This window comes from Mycoplasma sp. 327, from assembly GCF_053851655.1.
The window spans coordinates 15791-40765 of sequence record NZ_JBSQBA010000004.1; the positions used below are offsets into that span (position 1 = coordinate 15791).

Consider the following 24975-nt stretch of genomic DNA (forward strand, 5'->3'; position numbering starts at 1 on the left):
TAATAAAAAACATAAAAAAGTAAAAACACTGGTTTAGTTGTTGTATAATAATTTAGTATTTTTAAAATAAGAGTTAAAAATATCTGAAAATATGTAAAACAATGTTAAGAAAGGAAAAAAATGCCTACAGTTGCGCAATTAGTTAAACAAGGCCGTAAAGATAAGACAACTAAATCTAAAGCCCCTGCTTTATTAAAGATGTACAACTCTTTACAAAAAAAAGAAAAAGCAATTCCAGCCCCATTTAAACGTGGTGTATGTACTCGGGTTGCTACAATGACTCCTAAGAAACCTAACTCAGCTATTCGTAAATACGCCCGTGTTAGATTATCTAATGGACAAGAAGTTACTGCTTATATTCCTGGTGAAGGGCACAATTTACAAGAACACTCAGTTGTATTAATCCGTGGAGGTAAAGTTAAAGATTTACCTGGGGTTAGATATACTATCATCCGTGGTACTCAAGATGCCGCTGGGGTAAACAATAGAAAACAAGGTCGTTCTCTATATGGAACAAAAAAACCAAAAAGTAATTAATTAGAAAGTTAAATAGAAAGGAAAGAATATGTCAAGAAAGCATAAAGCACCTGTGAGAGATGTCTTAGCAGATCCAGTTTTTAACTCAAAAATTATTACCAAATTAATTAACACAATTATGCTAGATGGTAAAAAATCTGTTGCCGAGAATATTTTATACAGTGCCTTTGAAATTATTAAAAACAAAACTGGTAAAGAACCAATGGAAGTATTCAATTCTGCACTAGAAAATGTAAGTCCACAACTTGAAGTTCGTTCAAGAAGAGTTGGTGGTTCTAATTACCAAGTTCCATGTGAAGTTAGTGCCAAAAGAAAACAAACATTAGCACTAAGATGGATTATTCAATATGCCAGATTAAGAAATGACAAAACAATGGAAGAAAAGTTAGCACATGAAATCATTGATGCAGCAAATAAAATGGGTGGAGCTATCAAAAAGCGTGACGATACCCACAAGATGGCTGAATCAAACAAGGCATTTGCTCATTTTAGATGATAATTACCTATTTTTATTTAAATTATTTATTTTATTAGGAACAAAGTATGTCAAGAGAATATAAATTAGAAGATTATCGTAACATCGGAATTATGGCTCATATTGATGCAGGTAAAACTACAACTACAGAAAGAGTTTTATACCACACAGGAAAAATTCATAAAATCGGTGAAACACATGAAGGTGCTTCACAAATGGATTGAATGGTTCAAGAACAAGAACGTGGTATTACTATTACTTCCGCAGCTACAACTGCATATTGAAAGAATAAAAGATTAAATATTATTGACACACCTGGACACGTTGATTTTACTATTGAAGTTGAGCGTTCGTTGCGTGTTTTAGATGGTGCTGTCGCTGTTCTAGATGCTCAATCAGGTGTTGAACCTCAAACAGAAACTGTTTGGAGACAAGCAACTAACTATAAGGTTCCAAGAATTGTTTATGTTAACAAAATGGATAAAATGGGTGCTAATTTCAAAGCATCTGTTGAGTCGCTAAGAAAGCTATTAGGTGCTAATGCACATGCTATCCAACTTAATATTGGTGAAGAATCGCAATTTAATGGAATTATTGATTTAGTAACCATGAAAGCCTATGAATTTGATGGTGGTGTCGACGAAAATATGAAGGAAATCGAAATTCCTGACTATCTAAGGGACGAAGCAAATTTAATGCGTGCTTCTCTTGCCGAATCACTAGCAGATTTTGATGAAGAAATTACTGAATTAATCCTAACGGAACAAGAAGTTTCAGCTGAATTAATGAAAAAAGCTATTAGAAAGGCTACTTTAACTTCAACATATTTCCCAGTTGTTTGCGGAACTTCGTTTAAGAATAAAGGTGTTAAGTTAATGCTTGATGCTATTGTTGAATATTTACCTTCACCATTGGATATTACCGCAATGAAGGCATACAAAGGTGAACAAGAAATTTCAATTCCTGCTTCTGATGATGAATTTTTCTCAGCATTAGCATTTAAAGTTATGAATGACCCATTTGTTGGTAATTTAACCTTCTTTAGAGTATATAGTGGGGTTATCTCAAAAGGCTCATATGTAATAAATTCAACAAAAGGTGAAAAAGAAAGATTTAGTAGAATTTTATTAATGCATGCTAATTCAAGAACTGATATTGATGAGGTTAGAACTGGTGATATAGGTGCTGCTGTTGGTTTAAAATATACAACAACCGGTGACACACTTATCGATGAAAAACATAAAGAAATCGTTTTGGAAAATATGAATTTTCCTGAGCCAGTTATTTCGCAAGCAATTGAACCTAAAACAAAAGATGCTTCTGAGAAACTTTCATTAGCTTTACAACGTTTAGGAGCAGAAGATCCTACATTTAAATACTATACAGATGAAGAAACTGGGCAAACTATTATTGCTGGTATGGGTGAACTTCATTTAGACATTATTGTTGATAGACTAAAACGTGAGTTTAAGGTTGAAGTAAGTGTTGGTGCTCCACAAGTATCATATCGTGAAACAATTACTAAGTCAGCAGAAGTTGAAGGTATTCATAAGAAGCAATCTGGTGGTAAGGGACAATATGGACACGTGTGAATTAAATACGAACCAAACCCTGATGGTGGATTTGAATTTATTGATAAAATTGTCGGTGGTAAAATCCCTAAAGAGTACATTAAATCGATCGAAAAAGGTCTTAAAGAAAAAATGGAAATTGGTATTCTTGCCGGTTATCCAATGATCGATATTAAGGCAACTCTATTTGATGGTTCCTACCATGAAGTCGATTCATCAGAACTTGCTTATAAAATTGCTGCTTCAAAATCATTGACCAAGGGCCGTGAACAATTGGGGACTGTTTTATTAGAACCAATTATGGATGTTGCTGTTGTTGTGCCAGAAGATTTCTTTGGTGATGTTATGGGGGATATCTCTCGTAGAAGAGGTCAAGTTAGAGATAACGAAACTCGAAACGATGGAGCGCATGTTATTAAAGCATACATTCCATTAAACGAAATGTTTGGATATGCAACTCAATTAAGATCAATGACAACTGGACGTGGTACATATCAAATGTGATTTGATCATTATGAAAAATTACCTCGCAATTTAGCTGACGAAATTATTAAGAAACGTGGCGGAAAAGTTTCGGTTGACGAAGATTAATTTAAATAAATTTTAAAAATAATAAAAAGGTCTAGGGCAAAATTGCCTAGGCATTTTTATTATACTTGTATATTCTTAGTATATTTGCAAATTAACAGGCCTATCTTATTTGCAATATAATATGATAGGAATTAAAAATAAAAAAACACCTTAAATTAAGTAGTAAAATCTCTTTTTATTATTTTAGACTAACTATTGTTAGTTTGGAGAAAATAGATAGTAGTTAACTTATGCTTATTTTTGTGTATTATTATATAAATTTTAGTATAATGTAGGTTAAATTAAAGGTTCATAAGATTTTTTTTATGAATTGAAATTATTTTAAGGAGAAAATATGAAGCTTTTAAAGAGTAAAAAGAATAAGATCGTTTTATTTACCTTAGGATCAACAATATTAGGTTCAGCAATTATAGGTAATGCTATTTTTGCTGCTAACCAAAAGAATAAAAATGGTATAGAATTTAACAATATTTATGGTGAAAACTCTGAAATATTTCACAAAGGTACACCCGATGTAACTAAAGCTGATGTGTCTATAACTGATAAGAATTTAAAAGAAATTCCAAAACCTCCTGTTGTTGTGCCTCCACAACCCAAACCCGAACCAGAACCTATCCCAGTTCCTCCCCAACCCAAACCCGAACCAAAACCTGAACCCAAACCACAACCAAAACCTGAACCAAAACCCGAACCGAAAACAAACCCAGTCCCCCTTCCACAACCCAAACCAAAACCTAAACCTATCCCAGTTCCGCCGAAACCTGTTCCGGTTCCGCCAAAACCAAAACCAACTCCCAAACCAGCGCCAAAGCCGGCCCCTGCCCCTAAACCTGCCCCTACACCTAGAAGCGAAAGAATTACTATTACAATTAATGGTGTTCATGTTCTAGCTGAAGTAACACCACCTCCAACTAGACCATTAGACCCTCGCGATGTTGCTGCAGGAATTACTAATAAAAATCCTTATGTAAATGAAATTGTTGGAAATGTTAAAAGTGTTGAAGTAACAGAAGAGTTAAGAAAAGCAACTCTTAAACAACTTATTAATAATAATGCAGATGGACTACAAAACTATTTCCCAAGCCTTATCGATGATGTACTACATAAAGAAACTGAATTATTTGACCCTGATAGATATATTGAATTAAATAGTCAAGTATGAACTCAATTAATTGATAAATTCAGACGTCTTTTAGATAGCCCTAATGTTGTTAATTTCTTAAAAGAGGATGCAAAAAAACAATATCCTAATAAACAATTTAAGAGTAAAAATGTTAAATATGCTTGATTAATTAAAAATTTAGATTATACAAAATTTACAAAATTAGGTAAAGGAGCAGAAGAATATCTAAAACAAGGTTATACTGCTTCTCCTAATAATGCATATATTAATGAAAATGGAGAAATCGACTCATATAGCTATTCACCAGCTCCTGGTTATAACGGCGAGATAGCTAGACGTGAAAGAGATAATCGTGACCGTCGTGCTTTTGGCATTGAGGGATATTTTGGTCGAAACCCAGAACAAATTCAAAATGGTGTATATCCAGGATGAAATAAAAAAGATGTTACCCAATCTGAACAATTTAAACAATTTAATGTCGGAAATAATGATGGTATAACCATAACTGAATTAACAAGACAAAAACCACAAGAAGGTAAGTTAAATAAAGGCTACATTGTGGAAATTGATGCTGCTAACTATGATGGTTATGAGAAAACTAAGAATTTAATTGAATCATTAAAGAATAAAGGTATTGAAATTACTTCATATCGTATAAAAAATATGGGTAAAAAAGATCCTAACCAAAAATTCAAAGATATTTTAAGAGCCTTACCTGATAACTTGCCGCAATTAGAACTTTTCTTTGATCATAGAGCAACTAATACATCAGCATTAGTCGAATTAGAAAAGAAAAACATTAAGGAACTAGCGTTATTTACCTTAGGTAATTCTCTACTTGATGATTGATCGATTAACCCATGAGCATTGCGTAATGTTGAGTGAATTAATACTATTGATTACAATGTTAGTTGAGATACAAGACCCGGAGCCGAAATTGCTTCAAGAATTACATTTAACACCTTAGCATTTGAAGAGTCTGATTTACTAAAAGATGAATCGGATCCGCAAAAGAAATATGAAAGAATTAACAATGGTTTAAGAATGGCTTATTACACTAGAAATAATGAAGGAATATTTCAAGGTGGGTTCGGCCCTGGTCTAAATCCAGATACCAATGAAGGTGGAAATAGTTATCCAACAAGAATTGATTTCTCAAGAGCCCCTTCTATCAGATCATTAAAAGGCTTAATTTTTTATGATTACATTAAATCATCAAATAAACCAAGAAAACTAAAAAATGCTAAATTCTTTAGTGATAAAGCCTGATACGAAATTAGTGGTGATGATTTAGATGGTGCACAATTTGACACCGTAATGTCACGCGGTGAACCTGGATTTCCTCCAACTAAAATTGAATTTAGTAATGGTAGTGTTACGCAAAATGTTAGATTGACAACTAAAGATAATTTGACCAGTTCAGCCTTAACAAATTTAAGCATCTTAATTAATTTATCAGGAATTTCGAGGGAAGTTCAAGTTCCACAGGGGGCAAGTTCATTGAAGAGTCAACTTGAATCTAATGGTTACAAAGTAAGTTTTGCTAGTGATGAAGCATTTAACTAATTTTAGAAAAGTATGTAAGGAATCTTAAAATTATGAAATTAACAAAAAGAAACAAGGCAATTATTACTGCGTTTTTTGGAATGCCGTTACTTTTTTCTCCAACATTTGCATTGATATCATGTCAGGATGACATAACATCACTAAAAGACAACATTAAAAAACAATTAACCGAATTAGAGACATCTTTAAGAGAATTAAAAGATACCCGCAGTGATGCTAAACAATCGAGCGCTTATGCTGAAGGGATAAAAGTTCAAAAAGAAATTAATGATATTCTAACTAATGAAAGCAGTGGCGTATTTGATTTGCGTAAGGCTAAAAATAAGGCAGATCAAGCCATTAATGCCATAAAAAGCGAAATTGCAAATATTAAGGAAAACATTAAGAAAAATCAGTCTAGTGAGACACCGGACACAAGCATAAAATATTCGGATAATGAATTTAATGATGATTTTAACAAATTAATTGTTAATGCAAATATTGAAGATAATTTTGAACTTATTTTTAACAACTTTTTAACAGGCAATACCAAGTCACAGCTATTTGCTAGTGAGCTACAAAAGAATGTTTCCAATATAAAAATTAATTTTAAGGATGTAAATCTAAATAATAAAATCAACATATCAATTGAAGGTATTATTTTAGAAGATGACGCTAATACTACCGGAAAAGCTAAATTTAATGTTGTTTTTAAAAATAAAGCAACATTAACAAGAAAAAATCATATATTTGAATTATCAGGTTTAAAAACTTCACCATTTAATAGTGATTCAAATGGTGATAAACCGAATAACAAAATTGATTCAAATCTAGAAGATAATGAAGTTTCAAAATATATTGGTTTAAGCCAAACAGAGCGTTTTAAATATGATAATGATAAATACGTCGGTTCGCTAAAGCAATATTTAGCTTTTTCTGCCGGTATTGATGATTGAACTAAATTAAGAGAAAATACTAAGGCAACTAGTGAACAAATTAAAAAATATGATGAAAAAGCAAAAACGTTAGGTCAAGATTCTTATGAAAATGCCGCATATAAAGGTTTTAGCTTGCCTTCATATAAAGCAAATGGTGAAGTCGATGGAATTGAACTATTTGAGTCTTCAGAATTAGGAAAACAACCTTCATGAGTTGATACACTAGGTAAAAATGATCCCTTTAAAACTAATGGCTTAGCAAGAAAAATTGTTAATCAAAAATATCTTGATATAGCCAAACAGACTTTTACAATTGCTTTAACAAGAGTTAATGATTTTAAAGATGAAATAGCAAAAATTAATTTAGCTATTAAACATTGGAAAGATCCTAATAATGAATCAGAATTTAGAAAATTAATTGACAAAAAGGTTGCTGAATTAAAAGAACAAAAAGAAGCTCTAAAAAAAGAATTAGATGACAAAATTGCTAAGAACACTGATGTTCATTTAACTGAAAGTCTTCAAAAAGAAAAAGAAACTGAACTAAAAAAATATGATGACGCTATTGCAGAATATCAAAAAAGAACTCGTGAAATCGAAATTCAAAAGCAACAAGCAGCTATTCTTGATTTAGAACTAAAAGCAAAATCAAAAAAACATGTAATTGGCGAAAATGGAACCACTTGAATTCTTGATTACCAACTTGATAGTAATGGTTATCCAACAAAATGATATTTAGGAACTAATTCTCACGTTGCAAGGGCATTAACTGATAATTTGACAAGTTTTTCAATAGCTAAGATTGACAATAAATTGCAGGTTGGGCAAAGTTTGCGTATTTCTGAATTAGATGATAATATTACTCGCTTTTCGTTTGAAAACCCTAGCGCAATTAGAAAGGTTTTTGATGGAACTGACTATTTAAAATCTCATCCATCTGATTTCTTATCTGAGCGTCAAAAGAAAAAATATGCTGATGTGGAAGAATTTGTTGATTTTGCTGTTTTAGAAATTGATTTTACTAAGATTAATAAATATTATGCAACTTCAAATGACCAAAATGTAACTAAAAGATATCCACAAGTCGGTAGCAAAGATTTTGCACAAAATTTAGCAAAAGAAATTACTAATGATTATGCTAATCACGCTGATAAACAAGTTAAATTTAAACAAAAATCATACTTAAACGATTATTCAAAAATTGATTTTCCTCTAAAATCTAAATTACCTAAAGATATAGATTTCTTGTATGCTGTAGGGTGGCCTTCATCACGTGAAGATTATTATTTGAAGAAATATATTGATGATGATCAAACTAAAAGAAAAAACAATAGTTTTAGCTTGTGAATTAATAGCGAATATGAATATTATGATGCAAAAATAACTAATGGCGAAGATGGTACACCTTCTTCATATTCAAAAGAAAAACTTGGTCGAGGAAGTTTTCTTTCTTACCAAATTGGTTATCGTTCGTTTATTGATAAACCCGGTGTTTTAGATACATTTATAGCGGCTCCAAAAATTGGCGAAGATTTTTACTATGTTAATGGTAAAAGATATGTAAATATGGGCTTAGCTTATATTCCACGTAGATATGCACCGATTGGTGGTTCTTCTGGAACTTCTATTCGAAATCAAAATAATGAGCTAGTTTCAATATTTTATGCATCAAATACTTTGGCACGTGTCGGCCTATCGGTTGCTTTTAGATCTGAAGGTTATAACTATGATGGTTTATATGGAAAATATAATCTTCCAGAATATGATCTAATTTATGGCGGTGGTAAAGAACAAAAAAATTCATATCGTGAAGCGCTAAAAGAAATCTATTCAGCCTCGGATTTTAAAACCAACCTATTTAAAAACGGATTGAGTGAAATACCTTCTGAATTTAAATTTAATAATAATTAAGAATTAAGCAAGAATTATTTCTTGCTTTTTATTTTCCTTTTGATTTTTCCAGTTTTATTATACAAAAATAACAAATCTACCTAAATTTGAGGTATATTTGTTATTTTTTAACTATCTTTTAACATCGTTTTTAATATCATCATAAATTTAACAAATGTCTTTTTTGTATTAGAATCCTCTTTTTTGTATTTCATAATTTCTTTTTTGGCGAATTTATATCAACCCTCTTTCCAGGCTTTGAAAAAATATCGACCAAATTAGATTCTTTTGACATGACTATATTAAATTAAAATGTTGTTAAAAAAATAAGAAAATAAAAACAACCTATACTATAAATAGTATAAACAGATTATTTGGTTTGAAATTCTGTATTTTTTATGCCAAAACTGGGAAATACAAAAAAATAAATATGAAAATATATGTGTATTTTAAATATAAATTTAACACTATTTATTAAAAATAATACAATAAAGATATGAAGAAACAAAAAAGGAATATATGAAAAATAAATTATTTAGCGTTTTTTAGCTACGATAGCTAGCATTATACCATTTACAATGGTTTCATTAAAAAATAATGCCATATGAGGATACAAAATATATTGAGGAAAAGAAAGAAAGACAATATAAAGAAAAATTATCCTCATACTGTTTATATGATTTTATAAAATTAACTGGAAGAAAAGACACAAAAGTAAAATTTGTAAGTAGAAATTATCTAGATCCGGAAACAAATAAATATTCATATATAGTAGGATATGAGAAAGGTGGTTTTTCAATGCTTGATCAAGAAAAAGAAAAAATAATAGAGGTTAATCCAAATTGAAACATATCTAATTTAAGTTAAGAAATCATGTCCAGTGATAATTTGGTATATTACAGAGAAACCATCGGAGATATATCAATATTAAATAAAAATGATCGAGATAAATTAATGATAGGGGATCATAGAAGACCAAAAAAGAAGACTAATAACGAGAGCATAAATGAAGATTGAAAAAATAAAAAAGATAGCAAAAAGAGTAAAGTAAATTTCAATAATTTCAAATACCTTAATTTATTAGAACTGCAAAATGCAAAAAATCGGAATATTCTAATCTTGGAATAAGAGATGAGTTGAATGGTTTTTTATATGCCGATAACGAAATAAATCATTCTTGAATTTTTAAAACAGAACCAAGAAAAACATTTGGAGAAAACGACACTTTTAATTATATATATGAAGAATGAGAGGGAATATGTGCATATATTACTGTGAATCAAATGATGCTATACAATCATTATTTTTAGGTTCTAATTACATGACGATAACAGAAAGCGATAAATATATAAACAAAAAAGAAGACTTTCATATTGATATAACTACATTAGGACCAGAAGAATGAAGTCCAAGACATAGAAAATCTCCATCAATAAAACTAAAAGAAGCAATGGAAAGTTATTTACCAGAAATTAAGAAACAATATCTATACGAAAATAAGTTTTCACCTGAATTGAAAAATATTTATATGATAGATATGTTAAAAAAACATGTAACTGGTGATGAAATGACAGAGTCACTTAAATTATGAGGATTTATAAAATAATGAAAAAAAATAAATGAATAAAAATAATAACTATCGTTCCATTTTTAAGTACTGTTTTATTATCTACAAGCTGTATAATTCACAAAAATGAGGATAATGAACAACATGAAGACATTATAAAACCAGGTGGGATTTATAAAGCTGAATACTCTCATAATCCGCTTTTATATTCAAAACTTCGCAATAAAGATAAAGGCGAGGTAATTAAAAGACCTTTTAGAAAAATAACTTTTAAAACAGAAAATAAATATCAAGAATTAATAGATTTTGTTAATGAAAATAAAGTTAAAAACTATTATATGCTTGCTATAAATGTGAAATTGGAAAATAATGATACGACCAATAAAGAAGGATACGAAAAAGAATTTAAAATTTGGCTTACAAAAGCTAAAGAAATTACATTTTTGTACTTTCCTCATTCTGTAAAATTGCTAATTCCAGATCAATTTAATAATACAAGTGATTATTTTGCATCTCCTCTTAAAAAAAATGAAGAATTTATAATACCGATATCAAATGCAATAACTATTAATGATGAAATGAAATTTAGAAATCCATTATATTTCGATACATGACAACCAGGAGAAGGGAAATGGTCCCTTTTAAAGATTTTAAGAAAAAATAAAATTAAGTATAGCGCAGATAAAACTTTGGATGTTATTGATGGATTCACAATATGAGTTAATCATTATCATGAAGAGGCCGAAGCATCTGTTGTTTTTGAAAGATATTATCCTGAAATGGATAATAAAAGCGATGACGAATATATAAAAAAATACGAAATCGATGTAAGAAAATTAACTCATAAGAATAAACTTTTTACACTTGATTATTAATATTAAACCCAGCTACGTTCTGGGTTATATTTTTTATTTTGTTAATTCTTATTTAAATTGCAACATTTTTATAGTTTAAAAATGTTTATTAAACTTATGATTTTAAATTTATTTTTTAAGACCTAAAAATTCAAACCAGTAATCAGGAAAATTAGCAAATTGATAATATAGCTATATTTTGAGCTCATAAGTTTTTGAAATATTTTTCTTTTTACGTTGTTTTACTGCTGAATATATTCCTCAAATGACAAAGCCAATCAACATTACACCTAGATAACTAGGTGCTAAAAATATAGTTCCTTTTGTGTATTCATCGCCTACAATCGGAGGAATAAAATTAACTACTAATATAAAAATTATTAAAATAATAGACAAAATAAATATTGTAGTTTCTCATCAAGTAAGCCTAAATGTTCTATGTTTGAATGCAATAACTAAAATCGAAATTATTACTAAAAGGTACTGCATTAAGAAAACCACGTTACCAGCATTAAGGATAAAACTAAATTGATCTTTTATACCTAATGCATATGGTATTGCTGTAAAAATAATCATTGATATAACACTAAAACCTGTTGCAAATAATAATGCGTTTCTATATTCCCCATGCTTGTTTTTCTTGCCTAGTTTTGAAGGTAAGAATCCATCATGAGCTAAAGGAGCAACAATTCTTGAATAGTATATGTTTGCCGAAAGAGTGCTTGAAATTCTATTGAATAGTGTACCTATCATAAAAATTATAAGTCCAGCTAAACCTCATAACGATTGAAAGAATTTTGAAAATGAAGTGGATTCACCAATAAATCCTTTTTGCAGTCCTAACAGTAAGAGATATAAAGTAAAGTAAATTGCAAGTACAGCAGCAAAAATTAGTAATAATATCTTTTTAAAGCGTTTTGTTTCTACGTTAGCGCTTATTCCTGCAAGACCCTCTGCACCACCAAATGCATAAATAAAATTCAATACATTTATAGTAATTATTGAGACTGAAACTTTGCTATTTGTCAAGATGTTATTAGCAAAATCGAGTGAACTAAAGGATAAATAAATACCTAAAGATACACCTAATATTATCGTTATTCATTTTACTGATGCAGAAAATAAAATAAATCATTTAGATGTCTTTATTCCAAACGTTGCAATTAATGTCAAAGAAAGAAAGAATACAAGAGAAACAATTTGATAGATTAATTGATGTGATTTATCAAATTCTGATAGCAATGTTGAAAAAAATAAAATTGTCGTGGCTGAAAAAAGCGGTATCTGTGAGAATTGATTCCAGCCATTAAAAAAGACTCAAAATTTATTTGCTGAAGCCTTTTTGGCATAAACATATGAACCGCCGGCCTCATTACCAAATGCTTGAGCTCCACGCGCAAATGCTAAAATAACACTAAAACTGATGAATGATGTTAGTGCAAAAACTAACATACCTCATATACCTTGAGCAATTATTCCTGTGATTGTTGTTATAAAACCAAAACCAACTATAAAATTAATACCATATAAGAAAAAACTTTTTTCACTAAATTTATTTTTCATTTTAAATACCTAATGCACCTAATTATATACATTATTTGTTAAATATAAAACGAAAAAGTGCATCTTCACTAAATTTTATTAGAATAATTTTATGTAAAAAAATGCAAAAGCATTCCTAAAAAAACGCGAATTTTTAATTAAAATCAATAACAAAATAATCAATTTGCATTGATTTTTAATATCTAAGGATTTGAGAGTTGCATATATCTAATTGCTTTTTGTTTGCGTGGATACTAATCTAACATACAATTTCGTTCATTAAACTTTTAATTATTTTGAAAGAAATTTTGAGCTGCATTAACCGACATCAGAAATGGAAATTGCTTAATATTATGCCGAATAACGTTATTAATTTTGTCCATCATGGATCAGGTTTCATCATTGCTGTATCAGTCAAATAATTTTTTTTAGAATATAAGTTTATGTATATTCTCAACCTAACCCTTTTGAGATGATGCAAATGCATTTGTGCGAAAAAATTGTTTGATACTCTTTATCTTGTCCAACATATAGTTTTCAGATCTGTTATCTATTAATAAAGTGTTAATCTTAAAGTTAAATCTAGCAGCAAATTTTTCGATAGCTCTTTTTATTGCTCTAGCATTGAGTCTTGATATGATTGCATAAGATTTTTTGTTAAGCGATTTATCAAAGTTAATATGACTTTCTTTGATTTTATATTTCTATAGACTATATCCATTTCATAGTCATTCAAAGTTAATCAATCATTAATTTCTTTAGGTTGTTCACGCATTATTTTGCCAGCAGTTTTTTCTTAGGTTTATGGCACTTAGATTTTGACCTAAATGACTTCCTATAGACTTATAAGTAAGTAAAATATCATATGGGATAATAAAACTCATTTCTTTTTTGAATTTGTATAGTGTTGAGGATGCGTAATAAAAGCATCTTTGTTAGATATTTTTTTAAATAAAGAGTTGAAAAATGAGTTTTATTCTTGATCTAGACAAAATCGAAGAAGATGAAAAATTTGATGGTTACTTTGTTTATGAAACATCAAGAAAAGATCTTAAACTTGAAGAAATTGTTTTAGTTTATCGCAAACAATATCAAATTGAAGAAAACCTCAAAACATTGAAATAATCACTAAAAACCTGACCGATATTTATCTGAACCGAAAAACATATTCGAGGGCATTTTTTACTAAATTTCATTGCATTAATTGTTTTATTTTACAATATTTGAAATTAATGAATTCTATCATCAACAAGGTTTCATTGAAAAATAACCAATACTAAGTTAATTGATTTTTTTAAAAGACTGTAATAAGTTAACTAAGTTAAGAAACGCGAAAATAATTGAAGAAAGATTTATTAACCCCGCTATTAATAAGAGCAATGAAGAAACTTATAATGAAATTTTAGAAATTGTAAAAAAATTGTATATAAAAAAAACAAAAAGTGTGTTTTGCTTGAAAATAATGGTCAATTTTACACTTTTTATTTTTGCTCAAAAACTTAAGAAAATCTGAAAAATGAAAAAATGAAATTTTTTCACATTTGAGTTTTCCATTTTTCGCCTTAATACTTTATGTATTAAGGTTTATTTTAATTTTTTTTATTCTAGATTTGCATCATTACCACTAACATGTATTACTTCTCTAATAATAGTGGCCTCTTATTGAGTGTTGATTTGCGGATTTTGTATTGTTTGATTGTTTTTTTGTAACAATTGTCCACATAAACTACAATAATTTCCATTATTTATACAAATTTTTGCTTTATTAAAATTTGTTTGTTCAGTCATAGCAATAATTAAACCTATTAATCCTAAAAGTGGAAGAAATAACCCGATTATCATTAATATTCTAGCTGCTGATAAACCTGTTTTAACCATAGCTATAAAATAAAATACTAAACCTATAATATTTAATATCAACGCTGGTGCCAAAGGTAAAAAAGGTAAAATAACAAATATTTCTTCAAATATTTCTTCATTAGAATTAGATTTTATGTTAACTAAAGCTAAAAACAAAAACATAACTAAGGCTATTGTTAAAAAAAGCGCGCCAAAAATATATATTATAAAAGATGTAATTGCTGCATTTTTACCTGTCATAATAAAATCCTTGTATTTTGTAAAAAAGTTTCCATTCCAATTTTTTTGTTTGCTACAAATAGATTGAAAAAATAGAAGAGTCAAACACCAAAAAACGCTTGACTTTTGTTTTGACTCTTATTAAAATATAAATAATCAAAATAGAAAATGAGTCAAAATATATTATATATTATAAATACACATTAAATAATGGAAAATTATGATAATGATATTAAATTTTTATTTTTTCTATGATATAATGCTTTTGCAATATATGAAGACAGTAACGGCAAACGCTTAATAAGTTACCGAGTATGCTTGACTATTGATATTGCAAAAACATAATTTAAAATAGGAGGAGAAATGAGCGCATTAAGGGATGCTAAGGTCTTAGTGGTTGATGAAATTTCTAAAAACCTAAATCAGTCTAAGGCTTTATATGTTGCTATGTATAAAACTTTAGATGTTAGTTCGTTGCAAGCAATTCGTAGAGAATTGGCTAAGTATGGCGTTTTAATAAAAGTTTATAAAAATCGTTTAGTTAAACAAGCCTTATTATCGACAGAACACAAAACATTAAATGATTATCTTGTTGGCCAAAATATATTTATTTTTGCTAATGAAGATGACTTAATCACACTAAAAGCATTAGCTAAATTCAAAAAAGAATACCCTGCCTTACAATTGGTCGCTGGTATTTATGAAAACAAAGTTGTTGATGCAAAAAATCTTGAAGAAATTTCAAAACTTCCTTCATATGAAGAATCACTTATGATTCTTGGAAACTCATTGCTTGCACCAATTAGAAATCTTGCAATTGGTCTAAACGAGTTAGTTAAACAAAAGGAAATGTAAAACTTAATAATCAAAATATAAAATAAAATTTTAAGGAGAAAAATATGGCTAAATTAACAAAAGAAGAATTCGTTTCAGCATTGAAAGAAATGAATATTAAAGAAGTTATGGAACTTGTCGAAGGACTAAAAGAAGAATTTGGAATTGATCCTAGTGCTGTTGTTGCTGCCGCTGCTCCAGCTTCTGCTGAAGTTGTTGAAGAAAAAACAACATTTAATGTTACATTAAAATCAGACGGTGGAAATAAACTTGCTGTTATTAAGGCAGTTAAGGATTTACTAGGTTTAGGTTTAATGGATGCTAAGAAATTGGTTGAGTCAGCACCTGCCTTATTAAAAGAAAATGTTAAGAAGGAAGAAGCAGAAGAATTAAAGGCTAAATTAGCTGAAGTTAAGGCTGAAGTAGTTTTAGACTAATAAAGATAACATAAAAAACTGGCTTAAAAAGCCGTTTTTGTGTTTTTTATATAATATAAATAATGCGCATACATGCGTATGTGTAAACTGTTGTAAATACTTTGAGTATATTTTAGTAAATTTAAACAAAAAATGAGGTTAGATATGAACAAAAAACCAGAATATGTTTTAAGAAAATTTGGACCGGTTACCGAACGTAGAGATTATTCAATTAGTCAAAAGAAATTCGATACTCCTGATTTCTTAAAAATGCAAAGAGACTCTGTTGAACAATTTTTAACCAAAGGTGTTGAAGAGGAATTGAGAAACATATATCCAATTGAATCACGCGGAAAAGTAAGAATTGAGTATATTGAAAATTCTGCTACTTTTGAATATCCTAATAAAACTGAATTTGAGTGTATTAAAGAGGCAAAACAAAAAGGTTCTTCATATCAAGGTAAGTTAAAGGCTAAATTAAAGCAAGTTAATGAAGAAACAGGTGAAGTTACACCTGCTGAAGTTGTTTTTGCTGAAATTCCTATTATGACATATGGAGGCTCATTTGTCATTAATGGTTCAGAAAAGGTTATTGTCTCTCAATTAATTCGTTCAACTGGTGCTTACTTTGGAGTTAATGTAAGAAATAAACAGGCTAATGACTTGTTTAATAAAGTTGAAATTATTCCTCAAGTCGGTTCATGAGTTGAAATATACCACAAAACTACTTCATCTAACCCGGACACCGTTAAGGTGCATATCGATAAAAATAAATCATTCTTATTATCTACCTTTTTGAAAGCACTTGGTTTTACTGAAAAAGGTATTAAGAAAATGTTTGGTGATATTCCAGAATTAAATGAAACTTTACGAAAAGATAAAACATTAGGTAATACTGATGAGGAAATTACAAGGGATGCCCAGGAAACAATATATCGCTTAATTAGAAAGGGTGATAGAATGACCGCCGAATCGGCCCGTAATTTAATTCCATCAACTATTTTTAATGAAAAAAGATACAGTTTAACTGAAACTGGTCGTTTTACTTTGAACCGTAAGTTAAATATCGCCGAAAGATTAGTAAACACCTATTTAGCTGAGCATATCATTAATATGGATGGCGAAGTTAAGTATGAAAAAGGTTTGTTAATTACTTGAGAAATAGCAAGAAAGATTGCGGAGGAATTTAGATTAGGCATTCTTCCTTTGTGAAAATTACCTGATGTTGATCCTTCAGTATATGGTAATCAATTGGATATGCCTGGAAATGAAAAACTTGCTTTGCGTTTATCTGTTCCGAGGGTATGAGTTTATCCTACAGAAAATGACATGATAAATGACATTAATAAAGTTCAAGTGCTAGGTAATGATCCTAATTCAACTGAAAACTTTTTACTAATTCCTGATTTAATTGCAACAATATCATACTATTTTAATTTATTGTTTAATATTGGTGTTGATGACGATCCTGACTCATTAGTAAATAAAAGAATTGTTACTATTGGTGAGCTTTTGCAAAATCAATTTAGAATCGGTCTAATTAAATTAGAAAAAAATACTCGTGAAAGAATTTCAACCAAGGAAACATCAAAGATTACGCCAAAGAATGTAACAAATAATAAACCAATATTTAACCAGTTTAAATCATTTTTCAATACATCAAAACTTTCACAATTTATGGACCAATGTAATCCGCTAGCCGAAATTTCGAACAAACGTCGTATTACCTCGCTGGGGCCAAGAGGTCTAAACCGTGATACCGCCCAATTTGAGGTTCGTGATGTTCACCCTACCCATTATGGAAGAATCTGCCCAATCGAAACTCCTGAGGGGCCGAATATTGGACTTATTCTTAATCTTGCATCATTCGCAGACATTGATAAATACGGATTTATTAAATCGCCATATTTTAAGGTTGAAAACAAAAAGGTAGATTTTTCAAGTCCGCACTATTTAACAGCCATCGAAGAAGCTGGGTATACATTTGCGCAATCAACCGTCAATATTGAAAATGATATAATTGTGGATAAAATGGTAATGGTTCGTCGTGATAATGAATATCTTGAAGTCCCAGCTAATGAAGTTAATTTTGTTGGGGTTTCAAACCGTCAAATGACCTCGATCGCTGCTTCTGCTATTCCCTTTTTAGAAAACGATGACGCTAACCGGGCATTAATGGGTTCTAATATGCAACGTCAAGCTGTACCTGTATTATTCCCTGAAGCTCCATTAGTTGCAACTGGTGTTGAAGCTGATATTGCTAAATATTCTTCAACAAACATTATTGCTAAATATGATGGTGTGGTATCTTATGTTGATGCTAACGTTATCATTATTAAGAGAGATGAAAGTAATAAGAAAGATGAATACCATTTAAGAACTTTCGAGAGATCTAATCAAGGTACTTTAATTCATCAGGTTCCATTAGTTAAGGTAGGTCAAAGTGTTAAAACTGGAGATTTACTGGTTGATGGTCCATCAATGAAAAATGGTGAAATGGCATTAGGCAAGAATGTTTTGGTCGGTTTCACAACATGACATGGTTTTAATTATGAGGATGCTGTTGTTTTATCAGAAAGACTAGTTAAGGATGATGTCTATACTTCGATTCACATTGAAGAACAAACTATTCAATTTAGACATTCAAAAGCCGGTGAAGATATTTTAACAACTGATATTCCTAATGTTTCAAACCACTCAAAGCGTTTCTTAGATGATAATGGTATCGTTAGAGTTGGTTCTGAAGTTTCTGCAGGTGATATTTTGGTTGGTAGAACATCGCCAAAAGGTGAAGAAAACCCAACTCCTGAGGAAAAACTGATGGGAGCTATCTTTGGACAAAAGACCGCTTCAAAAAAGGATACATCACTAAAAGTTAAACATGGTCACAATGGTACAGTTGTTGCTGTTGATGTTTTGAGTCGTGAATTTGGCGATGTTCTAGAAGACGGTATTGAAAAGATTGTTAAAGTCTCAATTGCCCAAAAGAGAAAAATTAAAGTTGGGGACAAGATGGCAGGTCGTCATGGTAATAAAGGCGTTGTTTCCGTTGTTTTACCAGTTGAGGAAATGCCTTATTTAGAAGATGGTACTCCACTGGATATTGTTCTTAACCCTCAAGGTGTTCCATCACGGATGAATATTGGACAAGTTCTAGAATTGCACCTTGGCTTAGCTGCACAAAAATTAAATACAAAATTTGTTACTCCAACATTTGATGGAATTACTCATAATCAAATTAAAGAAATTCTTGAAGAAGCAAAAATTAATCCATCAGGTAAATCTGTTGTGTATGATGGGCGTACTGGTGAACCATTTGATCAACCAATATCGGTTGGGATAATGTACTATTTAAAACTATATCATATGGTTGATGATAAAATGCATGCTCGTTCAGTTGGGCCATATTCATTAATTACGCAACAACCGCTTGGTGGTAAGTCGCAAAATGGTGGGCAAAGATTTGGGGAAATGGAAACATGAGCCATCGAATCATATGGTGCAGCAAATTTATTACAAGAACTATTAACATATAAGTCAGATAATATTAATGGACGTAATCAGCTTTATAACTCGCTTGCAAGAAAAACAAAGTTGCCAAAGCCAGGTATGCCTGAGTCGTTTAATGTTTTGGCATATGAACTAAGAGGTTTGTGCATCAAACTTGAAACTCATGATGATTCACGAGAAGAAAATGAGCTTGAATATGAAAGAATTGATACTAAATATCAACAAGATTGAGATGGGGGAGCAGAATAATGAAAAATAATGCAAAATTCGATTTATTAGATGAATCAAAAATTAGAAAAATTTCTTTATCATTAGCTACTCCTGAGGATGTTGAATCTTGATCGCATGGAGAAGTTACAAAACCAGAAACTATTAACTATAAATCATATAAACCTGAACGTGGTGGTTTGTTTGATGAAATTATTTTTGGACCAATGATAGATTATCGTTGTCCTACTTGTGGTTATAAATATAAGAAAATAAATGAAGGTTCATATTGTACAAGAACTGATTTGTGTCGTAAAGAAAATGTTCAAATCTTGCCTAAAATAGCACGTAGAAATCATATGGGGCATATTAAGTTAAATAGCCCTGTTGTTCATTTTTGGTTTTTTAAGGTTGACCATTCAATTATTTATAAATTATTAGGTTTAAGAATTTCGAGTCAAAATTCATCTGAAACAGTTAGAAGAGAGGAACTTGAAAATCTTATTTATTATAAAAATCATATTGTTGTAGAAGATGGTGGACTTAAATCATTACCTAAAAACTTAATAATCGAAATCAATGATGCTGCTGTTATATATAAAGAAGCATTGGATGAATTATTAACACGTTTTGATCCAAAAAATCCAGATCATAAAGAAGCTTATGATGAAATTTCAGAAACAATTGAGCAATTGGTTGAAAAAGCTACTTCAAAAATTGGTCAAGAATATGGAATTGACTTTTATGAATTAAATGATATCATCCAACATTACTCAGACGCAAAAATTATGACTGGGGCAAGAGCTATTGAGTATCTATTGAAGAATTTAGATCTAGTCGCTGAAAAAGCTTATGTAACAGAGCAAATTAATCAACTCAATTTACAAGAATCTAAAAATCCCGAAAAGTTTGCAACTACTACTAAACAAAATAGGGAAAAATTATATAAGAGATTGCAAGTTATTAACGCGTTTATTGAATCAAAACAATCGCCAACAAATATGCTAATTTACAATTTACCAGTTATTCCGGCTGATCTTAGACCATTAATTCAATTGGATGGTGGTAGACACTCAACAAGTGATATAAATGAACTATATCGTAGAGTTATTATTAGAAATAATCGTTTACAAGAATGACAAGAAAAAGATGCTCCTGAACTCGTAACGCAAAACGAATTACGTATGGTTCAAGAAGCCGTCGATGCTTTAATTGATAATCAAAGAAGAACCCCTAACCCTGTTTTATCAAAGGACAATCGTCCATTTAAATCTATTTCAGATGCACTAACAGGTAAAAAAGGACGTTTTAGACAGAATTTACTTGGAAAACGTGTAGACTATTCTGGCCGTTCTGTTATTGTTGTTGGGCCAAATCTAAAGATGCATCAATGTGGTATTCCAAGAGAGATGGCTGCAAAATTATTTGAGCCATGAATTATTGCTCGTTTAATTGATCAACAGGTTGCAACAACTGTTAAAAATGCTAAGAAAATAATTGAAGATCAAAATCCAATTATTTGACCTCATGTTGCTGAAGCAATTAAAGGAAAATTAGTACTTCTTAACCGTGCTCCTACGCTTCACCGTTTGTCTATTCAAGCATTTGAACCGGTTTTAGTTAGAGGAAAGGCTATAAGATTACACCCTTTAGTATGTACCCCTTTTAATGCCGATTTTGATGGTGACCAAATGGCTGTTCATGTGCCTATTTCGGAACAATCATTATTGGAAAGTCGTGAATTGATGCTTGCCAATAAAAATATTCTAGGCCCTAAGGATGGAGAACCTATTATTAATCCTTCACAAGATATGATTTTGGGTTTATATTATTTAACAATTGAACAAAAAGATGCTAAGGGCGAAGGAAGAGTCTTTGACAATTATGATCACATGATAAGGAACCTTGAGGCTAAAAAAGTTTCTTTACATGCAAGGGTAGCATTACCTGCTGAAGAGGTAAAAAACTCTAAAATATTTAATAAAAATACAATTAATCAACAGCTTTATGTTATTTCAACAGTTGGTAAATTTATTTTTAATAATGTGTTTCCAAAAGATTTTCCTTTTATCTTTGATAATAAAGTAATAAAGGCAATTAATTTAGAGGAATATAAGAATGAGTTTAATAAAACATATGTAGTTAAAGCTGGTATAAATATTCCTGAATATATTAAGACCTTACCATTGCTAGATGCCTTTAATAAAAAGAATATTGCCAAGATTATTCGTTACATGTTTGATAACTATGTTGCAACAATAAGCATAGCGGAAGTTGCTAGCGTTATTGATAAAATTAATGATTTGCAAGATTCGGATATTGTTTTAGAATTTTTAAAATTAAAAACTTACAAGGGCCAAAATCTTGAAAGAGAACATGCAGATTTATTGACTGAATTTGTTTTAGAAGAAAAACAAAAATTAAATTTAGAAAATGAAGAGAGATACCGCGGACAAATTCATATTCCATTAAGTGCTAAAGAGAAAGCTAAATTGTTAGACAAGGTTTGATTTAAATATACAAATATTGTTGCTTCTATTCTTGACGATATTAAACAACTTGGCTTTGATTATTCAACTACTTCAGGTATTTCTATTTCCTTCTCGGATATTTTAGAAACTGAAAAGAAAAAAGAATATATCGCTGAAGGTGATGAATATATTGCTAAATTAAAAAACTACTACAAATTAGGTTATATAACTGATGATGATAGATACTCGTTAACTATTAAAAAATGAGCTGAAATCAAAGATAAAATCCAACAAGAATTGCAAACAATCATTAAAGAAAATCCACAAAACCCAGTTATCACTATGATTAACTCAGGTGCTCGTGGAAACATTTCGAACTATGTTCAATTAGCTGGTATGCGTGGACTGATGGCTAACAATACAAAAACCACTAAAGCTGATGCTAAAAATGATAGGGTTGTTCGTTCGACCGTTGAAGTTCCCGTTAAGTCATCATTTATCGAGGGCCTAACCGCATTTGAATTCTATTCGTCAACCCATGGTGCTAGAAAAGGTCTTACTGATACTGCACTTAATACTGCTAAATCAGGTTATTTAACAAGAAGATTGGTTGATGTTGCTCAAAATATTGTGGTTAGAGAAGAAAATTGTGGTTCGGAATATGGATTTTTAGCTAGAAATATCATTGATACTAAAACAAAACAAATTATTGTATCTCTAAAAGAAAGAATAATTGGTCGATTTTCAAATAAGCCAATTTATGATAAAGAAGGTAATTTGATTTGTAGCCGAAACATCTTAATTACTAATAAGATAGCACAAAAAATTATTGACGCTGGTATTGAAGAAGTTGAAATTAGATCGATCCTTGGATGTAATACTCGTAATGGTGTATGTAAAATGTGTTTTGGTAAGGACTTAGCAACAAACCGTGTTGTTAATATTGGTGAAGCAGTAGGTATCATAGCTGCTCAATCAATTGGTGAACCTGGTACACAGCTAACTATGCGTACATTCCATACTGGTGGGGTTGCTGGTGTTGAAGATATTACTGGTGGTTTTACTAGATTAATTGAATTAATTGATGCTCATGAACAACCATGAGGTAGACCAGCAACAATTTCGCCATATCAAGGTATTGTAGTTGATATTGAAAAACTTGAAAAATCTGATAACGATTATGTTGTTTATATCGAAATTTTGAATAATAAAAATCAAATTGAAACTAGATCTATTTTAGTTAATACTAATAAGAAATTAAGAGTTTCTATTGGTGATGATGTTAAAGTCGGCCAAAAGCTTTCAGAAGGCCCAATTATTCTAAAAGAGTTATTAGCACTAACTGATGTTAGAACAGTCCAAAATTACTTACTAAAAGAAATTCAAAGAATTTATCGTATTCAAGGTATTGCTATTAGTGATAAATATATTGAAATTATTATTAGACAAATGATGTCTAAAATTGTTATTAGTGATCCCGGAGATTCAAAATTCTTTGCTGGTGCTATTGTTGATATCTTTGATTATCAAGAAGAAAATTCATTATTATTATCCCAAAACAAAATTCCAGCATATGGAAGTGTTGTTATTAAAGGTGCTAAACAAGTTCCGCTGTTGTCTGATTCGTTTTTGGCTGCCGCTTCATATCAAGAAACTTCGAAAATTCTTGTTAATGCTGCCATTTCTTCTAGAACAGATAATTTAAGTGGTCTAAAAGAAAATATTATTGTTGGAAAGAAAATCCCTTCAGGAACTGCATTATATTCATTTGAAGAACATTCTAAATACGATATTAAACCATCGATTAAATACTTTACAAATTTTGATGAAAATGAAGAACAAGACGATATTGAATTAGGCGATGAAAATATGATTGATTTAGATACTTTGACACAAGAATATGATGAAGAAGGTCTTAGTGATAAAGGCTTTGTTAATGACTTTGCTGATGATTTTTATGACAATGAAGATTTTGAGACTGATGATAATGAATCAGAAGAATTTGATGATAATAAAATAGATTACGAATAATTAATTAGAATAAGGACAAGGAATAATTTCCTTGTTTTTTTATTTTGCCGAAATATACGTAAATTTGTGGTAAAATAATCAAGTTACTTATAGAGTAACCATTCTAAACAGGTTTTTAAACTTTTTAAAAGTACCTCAAAGATGTGACAAAATATAAGGAGATTTTAAATGTTTGCAATTATCGAAACAGGTGGTAAACAATTAATCGTTAAAAAAGGCGATTCTATTTATATCGAAAAAATCGATGGAAATGCAGGGGACAAGGTTGTTTTTGATAAAGTTTTAGCAGTCGAAAATAAAATTGGAACTCCATATTTAGAAGCTGCTTCTGTTTTAGGTATCATTGAAAAACAAGGGAAAGCAAAGAAAATTGTTGTTTATAGACACAATGCTAAATCAACTCATAAACGTAAATTAGGTCACCGTCAACCTTATACAAAAGTTCAAATTGCAGAAATTAAGGAGAAATAAGACATGGCACATACGAAATCTGGTGGAACAACCTCGAATAGTAGAGACTCGGCTGGTAGAAGATTAGGAGTTAAGGCTACTGATGGACAATTTGTAACAGCCGGAAGCATTATTTATAGACAAAGAGGAACAAAAATCTTTCCTGGCAATAACGTAGGCAAAGGAAAAGATGATACATTATTTGCTTTAATAGATGGTATTGTAAAATTCGAAAATAGAATTAATAGAAAATTTGCTTCAGTATATCCTATTGTAGAAAAATAATGGCTTTGCTATTATTTTTTTATTATCAATTCCTAAATTATTAGGAAATTATGGTTATA

The 24975-nt window shown here is 30.1% G+C and carries 19 protein-coding genes; 16 read left to right on the forward strand and 3 right to left on the reverse strand.

What is annotated here, in order from left to right:
- Positions 1-120: 120 nt before the first annotated feature.
- The 9 genes from rpsL to ACWXVS_RS01435 all read left to right on the forward strand — a co-directional run bounded on the left by rpsL (position 121) and on the right by ACWXVS_RS01435 (position 11112).
- The gene (gene rpsL / locus ACWXVS_RS01395; protein ID WP_438340319.1) at positions 121-537 is read left to right on the forward strand and encodes a 30S ribosomal protein S12; all 417 of its coding nucleotides are present in this window, start codon (positions 121-123) and stop codon (positions 535-537) included.
- A 28-nt stretch (positions 538-565) separates the two neighbouring features.
- The gene (rpsG, locus tag ACWXVS_RS01400; RefSeq protein WP_438340318.1) at positions 566-1036 is read left to right on the forward strand and encodes a 30S ribosomal protein S7; all 471 of its coding nucleotides are present in this window, start codon (positions 566-568) and stop codon (positions 1034-1036) included.
- Between the two features lie 44 nt (positions 1037-1080).
- Positions 1081-3174, forward strand: coding sequence for an elongation factor G (fusA, locus tag ACWXVS_RS01405; protein WP_438340317.1), 2094 nt, complete (start codon positions 1081-1083; stop codon positions 3172-3174).
- 334 nt (positions 3175-3508) lie between these two features.
- Positions 3509-5863 carry a putative immunoglobulin-blocking virulence protein gene (locus tag ACWXVS_RS01410; RefSeq protein ID WP_455994684.1) on the forward strand — a complete coding sequence of 785 codons (2355 nt, stop codon included), beginning with the start codon at positions 3509-3511 and terminating at the stop codon, positions 5861-5863.
- A gap of 32 nt (positions 5864-5895) precedes the next feature.
- Complete coding sequence (gene mip, locus ACWXVS_RS01415) at positions 5896-8691, forward strand: Ig-specific serine endopeptidase MIP (protein WP_455994686.1); 2796 nt, start codon at positions 5896-5898, stop codon at positions 8689-8691.
- A 576-nt stretch (positions 8692-9267) separates the two neighbouring features.
- Complete coding sequence (locus tag ACWXVS_RS01420; RefSeq protein WP_455994688.1) at positions 9268-9537, forward strand: hypothetical protein; 270 nt, start codon at positions 9268-9270, stop codon at positions 9535-9537.
- A gap of 6 nt (positions 9538-9543) precedes the next feature.
- Entirely contained in the window at positions 9544-9798 is a 255-nt protein-coding gene (locus ACWXVS_RS01425) for a hypothetical protein (protein ID WP_455994690.1), read from the forward strand.
- A gap of 130 nt (positions 9799-9928) precedes the next feature.
- The gene (locus tag ACWXVS_RS01430; protein WP_455994692.1) at positions 9929-10276 is read left to right on the forward strand and encodes a hypothetical protein; all 348 of its coding nucleotides are present in this window, start codon (positions 9929-9931) and stop codon (positions 10274-10276) included.
- On the forward strand, positions 10276-11112 hold the full coding sequence (locus ACWXVS_RS01435; RefSeq protein WP_455994694.1) for a hypothetical protein: 837 nt from the start codon (positions 10276-10278) through the stop codon (positions 11110-11112). The genes ACWXVS_RS01430 and ACWXVS_RS01435 overlap by 1 nt, the downstream gene beginning before the upstream one ends.
- A gap of 171 nt (positions 11113-11283) precedes the next feature.
- On the opposite strand, the gene ACWXVS_RS01440 is transcribed toward ACWXVS_RS01435, so the two are convergent.
- Positions 11284-12654, reverse strand: a complete 1371-nt coding sequence (locus ACWXVS_RS01440; RefSeq protein WP_455994696.1) for an APC family permease — start codon at positions 12652-12654, stop codon at positions 11284-11286.
- 589 nt (positions 12655-13243) lie between these two features.
- Positions 13244-13408, reverse strand: a complete 165-nt coding sequence (locus ACWXVS_RS01445; RefSeq protein WP_455994698.1) for a hypothetical protein — start codon at positions 13406-13408, stop codon at positions 13244-13246.
- 191 nt (positions 13409-13599) lie between these two features.
- Between ACWXVS_RS01445 and ACWXVS_RS01450 the strand changes: the two genes are divergently transcribed.
- Positions 13600-13758, forward strand: coding sequence for a hypothetical protein (locus ACWXVS_RS01450; RefSeq protein ID WP_444704774.1), 159 nt, complete (start codon positions 13600-13602; stop codon positions 13756-13758).
- A gap of 534 nt (positions 13759-14292) precedes the next feature.
- On the opposite strand, the gene ACWXVS_RS01455 is transcribed toward ACWXVS_RS01450, so the two are convergent.
- Positions 14293-14733 (reverse strand): hypothetical protein, encoded by a 441-nt coding sequence (locus ACWXVS_RS01455; protein ID WP_455994700.1) that lies wholly within the window; start codon positions 14731-14733, stop codon positions 14293-14295.
- Positions 14734-15075: 342 nt separating this feature from the next.
- On the opposite strand from ACWXVS_RS01455, the gene rplJ reads away from it, so the two are divergent.
- The 6 genes from rplJ to rpmA all read left to right on the forward strand — a co-directional run bounded on the left by rplJ (position 15076) and on the right by rpmA (position 24916).
- The gene (gene rplJ / locus ACWXVS_RS01460; RefSeq protein WP_438340307.1) at positions 15076-15567 is read left to right on the forward strand and encodes a 50S ribosomal protein L10; all 492 of its coding nucleotides are present in this window, start codon (positions 15076-15078) and stop codon (positions 15565-15567) included.
- A gap of 44 nt (positions 15568-15611) precedes the next feature.
- Positions 15612-15983, forward strand: coding sequence for a 50S ribosomal protein L7/L12 (rplL, locus tag ACWXVS_RS01465; RefSeq protein WP_438340306.1), 372 nt, complete (start codon positions 15612-15614; stop codon positions 15981-15983).
- A gap of 144 nt (positions 15984-16127) precedes the next feature.
- Positions 16128-19721, forward strand: coding sequence for a DNA-directed RNA polymerase subunit beta (rpoB, locus tag ACWXVS_RS01470; RefSeq protein WP_438340305.1), 3594 nt, complete (start codon positions 16128-16130; stop codon positions 19719-19721).
- A complete protein-coding gene (locus ACWXVS_RS01475; protein ID WP_438340304.1) occupies positions 19721-24181 on the forward strand; it encodes a DNA-directed RNA polymerase subunit beta' in 4461 nt (1486 codons plus the stop codon). Before rpoB ends, ACWXVS_RS01475 begins: the two co-directional genes overlap by 1 nt.
- Before the next feature lie 168 nt (positions 24182-24349).
- Positions 24350-24652, forward strand: coding sequence for a 50S ribosomal protein L21 (gene rplU / locus ACWXVS_RS01480; RefSeq protein WP_438340303.1), 303 nt, complete (start codon positions 24350-24352; stop codon positions 24650-24652).
- Positions 24653-24655: 3 nt separating this feature from the next.
- Positions 24656-24916, forward strand: a complete 261-nt coding sequence (gene rpmA, locus ACWXVS_RS01485; RefSeq protein WP_438340302.1) for a 50S ribosomal protein L27 — start codon at positions 24656-24658, stop codon at positions 24914-24916.
- Positions 24917-24975: the final 59 nt, after the last annotated feature.